Consider the following 6000-nt stretch of genomic DNA (forward strand, 5'->3'; position numbering starts at 1 on the left):
GGTGTCCATGGACGACCGCTGGTTCGGCCTGCTGGGCTATGCGCCCGGCGGGATCGAAACCGACCGCGGCGCCTGGCTGACCCACGTGCACCCGGCCGACCTGTTGACGGTGGAACACTCGCGCCAACTCGCCCTCAGCGGTGATGCGTACCTGCTGGACATGGAATTTCGCATGCGCCACCGGCAGGGCCACTGGGTGTGGCTGCACAGCCGTGGCCGGGTGGTGGAGCGCGGCCCGGACGGCACGCCCCTGCGCATGGTGGGTTCACACGCTGACATCACCCAGCGCAAACACGCCGAGCTGGCCTTCGCCCGCCAGCACCGGCTGCTGCAGGCAGTGAGCCGGGCGCAGAACAGCTTCATCGAGCAGAACCACCCGCAGCGCGCGTTCCAGCTCTTGCTGGAAGAGTTGCTGCAGGTCACCGACAGCGAATACGGTCTGGTGGGCGAGGTGGTGCCGCGACCGGGTGGCGTGCCCTACTTGCGCATCCACGCGATGACCGACATTTCCTGGGACCCAGCCTCGCGAGAGCTGTTCGCTCGGGTGGATCATGGCGGCATGGTGTTTGACAGCCCCGACAGCCTGCTGGGGGTCTCGCTGCGCACCGGCGAGCCGGTGATCGCGAACGACCCGGCACACGACCCCCGCAGCACCGGCCGGCCCCATGGCCACCCACCCTTGCGCGCCTACCTGGGGCTGCCGGTCAAGGTCGATGGCGAACTGGTCGCCCTGGTGGGCGTGGCCAACCAGCCAGGGGGGTATTCGCAGGCCGATGTCGACTTCCTCGCGCCCTTCATCAGCACCGTGGGGCAGTTGTTCCGTGCCTGGCGGGTGGAGCAGCAACGTGCCCAGGCCCAGCAAGCCCTGCAGATCACCTTGGACAGCATGGACCAGGGCATCCTGCGGGTGTCGCCCGAGGGCGTGGTCACGACCTTCAACCAGCGCGTGCTCGACCTGTTGGACCTGCCCAAGGCCCTGCTGGAGTCCCGGCCCAATTTCAATGCCCTGGTGGCCTACCAGCGCGAGCAGGGCGCTTTCGGGCCGAAGTTCGAGCTGGTGGACCCGGGCGGACGGGCCTACGTGGCCGATGCCGCGCGGCTGGACGGCGAAGGCCTGCCGGCGCCCGGCAGCTACTGGCGGCGCACCTTGGGCGGCCTGGCGCTGGAAGTGCGCTCACGACCGCTGCCCGACGGAGGCATGGTGCGCACCTATTCCGACGTCAGCGGCTACTTCGATGCCCAGGATGCCCTGAGCGAAAGCGAGGCGCGTTTTCGAAGCCTGGTCGAACTGTCGTCCGACTGGTACTGGGAGCAGGATGCCGAGTTCCGTTTCGTGCACGCGGCCGGCGCGCTGGAAGAAGGCACCGGCATGCCCATCGAAGGCCACCTGGGCAAGACGCGGCAGGAACTCGGCGCCCTCAACATGACGGCCGCCGACTGGGCCGAACACCAGCGCATGCTGGACGCGCACGAGGTCTTCCGCGACCTCGAGCTGCAACGGGCTGGACCAGACGGCGGCTCCTTCTGGGTGGTTCTCAGCGGGGCGCCCATTTTCGACGCCCAGGGCCGCTTCACCGGCTACCGCGGGGTGGGCCGCAACATCGACGCCAGCAAGCGGGCACAGGAAGAGGTGCAGGCTGCGCGCAACCGCCTGCAGGCCATCCTGGAGGCCATTCCCGACCCGCTGTTCGAGATCACGGCCGAAGGGCGCTACGTCTATGTCAGCAGCAAGGACCCCGAGCAACTGGCGGCGGCGCCGGAACAGTTGCTGGGACGCACCATCCAGGAGGTGCTGGATCCCGCCGCCGCCGCCGTGGTGATGGCGGCGATGGCCGAGGCGCAGCAGGAGGGTGCCTCGGTGGGGCGGCAGTACAGCCTGCAACTCGCGGGCGGGCAGCACTGGTTCGAACTGTCGGTCACCCGCAAGCCGCCCCTGGCCGGCGAGTCCGAGCGTTTCGTGATGCTGGCCCACGACGTCACCGGCCGCAAGCGCGCCGACCAGGAAATCGAGCGCCTCGCCTTCCACGACGTGTTGACCGGCCTGCCCAACCGCCGCCTCTTGCTGGACCGGCTGGCGGTGGCCATCGCCAGCACGGCGCGCGCGGGTGAACACGGTGCCCTGCTGTTCATCGACCTGGACAACTTCAAGGACCTCAACGACACCCTCGGGCACGACCGTGGCGACGAGCTGCTGCAGCAGGTGGCGCAGCGCCTGCAAAGTGCCCTGCGCGGCACAGACACCGTGGCGCGCCTTGGCGGCGATGAGTTCGTTCTGATGCTCGAGGGCCTGAGCGCCGTCGAAGCCCAGGCGGCGGTGGAGGCCGAGGCCATCGCACGCAAGATACTCACCATGCTCAACCAGCCCTACCTGCTCGCGGGGCGCGACCACAACAGCTCGCCCAGCATCGGCGTGGCCTTGTTCGGCAGTGCCAGTGACACGGTGGACGAGCTGCTCAAACGCGCCGATCTGGCCATGTACCGCGCCAAGATCGAGGGGCGCAACACGCTGCGCTTCTACGACCCGCAGATGCAGGCCTCGGTGCTGGCGCGCGCCTCGTTGGAGGCCGACCTGCGCGTGGGTTTGCAGCGCCACGAGCTGGCGCTGTTTTTCCAGCCGGTGGTGGATGTGCAGGGCCGCATGGTGGGCGCCGAAGCCCTGGTGCGCTGGCGCCACCCGCAGCGCGGCATGGTGTCGCCGGGTGATTTCATTCCCATCGCGGAGCAGACCGGCCTGATCCTGCCGCTGGGCCACTGGGTGCTGCAACGCGCCTGCGAATGCCTGCGCGACTGGGCCGGCAACCCCGACCTGGCCCACATGAGCCTGGCCATCAACATCAGCGCCCGCGAGTTCCGCAGCGCGGGTTTTGTGGCGCAGGTCAGCGATGCGCTGGAGCGCACCGGCATCGACCCCTCGCGCCTGAAGCTGGAACTGACCGAAAGCATGTTCCTGCACGATGCCGACGAGATCGCCGACAAGATGAACCGGCTCAAGGCCTGTGGCCTGCGCTTCTCACTCGATGACTTTGGCACCGGCTACTCGTCGCTGAGCTACCTCAAGCGCCTGCCGCTGGATCAGCTCAAGATCGACCAGTCCTTCGTGCGCGACGTGCTGGACGACCCGGACGACGCCGCCATCGTGCGCACCATCCTGACCTTGGCCCAGAGCCTGGACCTGGCGGTGGTGGCCGAAGGCGTTGAGACCCGGGGCCAGCGCGATTTCCTCGCGCTCAACGGCTGCCGCCAGTTCCAGGGCTACCTCTTCGGGCGCCCGTCCCCGGACATGGGCGACTTCACGCCCCTGCTCTGACGCCTCAGAACGGCGCGTCGCTGCCGTGCGAGTGGGTGTCGTCGGCCACGGCGTCGGCGGCGCTGTCGGCCACCGGCGCACCGGTGGCGATTTCACCCGTGGCCTGGCGCACGGCGGCCTTGTCGCCGGCGCTGGCGAACTTGCTGTACTTGCCCACCACGTTGACCAGCTGGCCATAGATGCGCGGATTGGCGGCCAGGCACTCCTTCTGTTCCAGGAAGTCGGCCTCGCCGGTGAAGTTGCCCACCAGGCCACCGGCCTCGGTCACCAGCAGCGAACCCGCGGCCACGTCCCAGGGGCTCAGGCCCATCTCGAAGAAGCCATCGGAGAAGCCCGCGGCCACGTAGGCCAGGTCGAGCGCGGCCGAACCGGGGCGGCGCACGCCGGCGCACAGGGGCATGACGTCGGCCAGCATGGCCATGTAGGTCTTGAACTGGTCGCCCGGGCGGAAGGGGAAGCCGGTGGAGATCAGGGTGTCGCGCAGCGTGGTGCGCTTGGCCACGCGGATGCGGCGGTCGTTGAGGTAGGCGCCGCGCCCGCGCGTGGCGCAGAAGAGGTCGTTGCGGGTGGGGTCGTAGACCACGGCCTGTTCGATCCGGCCCTTGACCGCCAGCGCGATGCTGACGCAGTAGACCGGGAAGCCGTGGATGAAGTTGGTCGTGCCGTCCAGCGGATCGATGATCCACACGTGGTCTGCACCGCCGAATTTGCCCGGCATCTCGCCGGACTCCTCGGCCAGGATGCCGTGGTCGGGGTAGGCGGTCAGCAGGGTGTCGATGATGGCTTTTTCAGCGGCCTGGTCGATTTCGGTGACGAAATCGTTGGTCTGCTTGGCCGCCACGCGCACGGATTCGACGTCGAGCGCCGCGCGGTTGATGATGGTGCCAGCGGTGCGGGCGGCCTTGATGGCCACGTTGAGCATGGGGTGCAGGTTGGACGACATGACTTGTTTAAGAACAAAAGAAAAGCCGCGTGATGGCGGCGACAATAGCGCGATTTTATCCGCCCGGCCACCCCGGTGCCAAGCGCGCGCCTTGCGACCCGTATGAAGACCCGATTTGTCCTGATCCAGACCAGCCACGCCGGCAACGTGGGCGCGACCGCCCGCGCCATGAAGGTGATGGGTTTCGACGACCTGGTGCTGGTGGCGCCGCGCTGGCCCAATGTGCTGCGGCGCGAGGAAACCATACAGCGCGCCAGCGGCGCCAACGACGTGTTGGCCAAGGCCCGCATCGTTGACACGCTGGACGAAGCGCTGGACGGCATGAGCCACCTGTGCGCCACGGCCATGACCCCACGCGACTTCGGCCCGCCCACGCGCAGCCCGCGCCAACACCTGCCCACCCTGCTGGCGCCCGGGGCGTTGCCGCAGGCGGGCGTGGCCTTCCTGTTCGGCAGTGAGCGCTTTGGCATGGCCAACGAGGACGTCTACCGCTGCCACACCTGCCTGAGCATCCCCACGGCGCCGGACTTCGGCTCGCTCAACCTGGCGGCGGCGGTGCAGCTGATCGCCTACGAGTGGCGCGAGGTGCTGGGGGGCTTCGCGCTACCGCCCACCGGCACTCCGGTCCAGGTTCCGGCCGACGCCCGGGCCGTGGCCGGCGTGCTCGATCACTGGCAGCAGGCCCTGGTGGACGTGGGTTTCCTCGATCCGGCCGCGCCCAAGAAATTGATGCCACGCTTGAACCAGTTGCTCAACCGGGCGCAACTGGCCGAGGAGGAAGTCCACATCCTGCGTGGTGTTGCCCGCGCCGTGCAACAAGCGGCCGCTCAGGCCAGGCGCTAGACTGGGCATCCCAACCGTCTCCAGCCTATGTTTGAACGTACCCGTGCGGACATCCGCATCATCCTCGACCACGACCCCGCCGCCCGCAGCACCTGGGAGGTGCTGACCTGCTACCCCGGCCTGCACGCGCTGTTCCTGCACCGACGCGCGCACGCCTGCTGGCACGGTGGCTTCAAGTGGCTGGGGCGCTTCATCTCGCACCTCTCGCGCTGGCTCACGGGCATCGAGATCCATCCCGGCGCCAAGATCGCCCCCGGGGTGTTCATCGACCACGGCATGGGCGTGGTGATCGGCGAAACCGCCGAGATCGGGGCCGGCACCACCATCTACCAGGGCGTGACCCTGGGCGGCACCTCGCTCACCAAGGGCGCCAAGCGCCACCCGACCCTGGGCCGCAACGTGGTGGTGGGCGCCGGCGCGCAGGTGCTGGGCGGCTTCACCGTGGGCGACAACGCCAAGGTGGGCAGCAACGCGGTGGTCACCAAGCCGGTGCCACCCGGTGCCACGGCCGTGGGCAACCCGGCGCGCATCATCGCCGCCGAGCTCGACGCCAAGCGCGAGGAAGTCGCGTCCAAGATGGGTTTCTCGGCCTACGGCGTGACGCAGAACGACGACCCGCTGTCCCAGGCCATGCGTGGCCTGATCGACAACGCGGCCGGCCAGGAGCACCAGATCGCGCTGCTCTGGCAGGCCATTGCCCAGCTGTCGGAATGTGTGAAGAACGGCGACTGCGTGCCCAAGGACGCGGCCCGCGAAGAGTGCTTCGAGGCCGAGAAGCTCAACCAGCTGGTCGGGAAATAAGGCGCCTCCGGAGCGGGACACGTGGCGTGTGCCAAGCCGCTCACCGGGGGCATCGCGGAGCCGGCTTCGCCGGTCCGCTGATGCCGCCCCCGTGAGGGGGTGACGC

The 6000-nt window shown here is 68.7% G+C and carries 4 protein-coding genes and 1 pseudogene; 4 read left to right on the forward strand and 1 reads right to left on the reverse strand.

Annotation, left to right across the window (positions count from 1 at the left end):
* Window positions 1–7 precede the first annotated feature (7 nt).
* Together AAHB17_RS21950 and AAHB17_RS21955 are read left to right on the forward strand one after the other, a co-directional pair.
* Window positions 8–1618 (forward strand): annotated as a pseudogene (locus tag AAHB17_RS21950) (PAS domain-containing protein); the annotation flags it as partial.
* A gap of 12 nt (window positions 1619–1630) precedes the next feature.
* Window positions 1631–3307 carry a putative bifunctional diguanylate cyclase/phosphodiesterase gene (locus AAHB17_RS21955; protein ID WP_446719640.1) on the forward strand — a complete coding sequence of 559 codons (1677 nt, stop codon included), beginning with the start codon at window positions 1631–1633 and terminating at the stop codon, window positions 3305–3307.
* A gap of 4 nt (window positions 3308–3311) precedes the next feature.
* Here the strand turns inward: AAHB17_RS21955 and AAHB17_RS21960 are convergent, their stop codons facing one another.
* Entirely contained in the window at window positions 3312–4250 is a 939-nt protein-coding gene (locus AAHB17_RS21960) for an inositol monophosphatase family protein (protein ID WP_342133113.1), read from the reverse strand.
* A gap of 102 nt (window positions 4251–4352) precedes the next feature.
* Between AAHB17_RS21960 and AAHB17_RS21965 the strand changes: the two genes are divergently transcribed.
* Window positions 4353–5093: an RNA methyltransferase gene (locus AAHB17_RS21965; RefSeq protein WP_342133114.1), complete on the forward strand. Its 741-nt coding sequence runs from the start codon at window positions 4353–4355 to the stop codon at window positions 5091–5093.
* Window positions 5094–5120: 27 nt separating this feature from the next.
* Window positions 5121–5894 (forward strand): serine O-acetyltransferase, encoded by a 774-nt coding sequence (cysE, locus tag AAHB17_RS21970; RefSeq protein WP_342133116.1) that lies wholly within the window; start codon window positions 5121–5123, stop codon window positions 5892–5894.
* The last annotated feature ends 106 nt before the right edge of the window (window positions 5895–6000 follow it).

It is taken from the genome of Hydrogenophaga sp. OTU3427, from assembly GCF_038440225.1.
Classification (GTDB): Bacteria; Pseudomonadota; Gammaproteobacteria; order Burkholderiales; family Burkholderiaceae_C; genus Hydrogenophaga.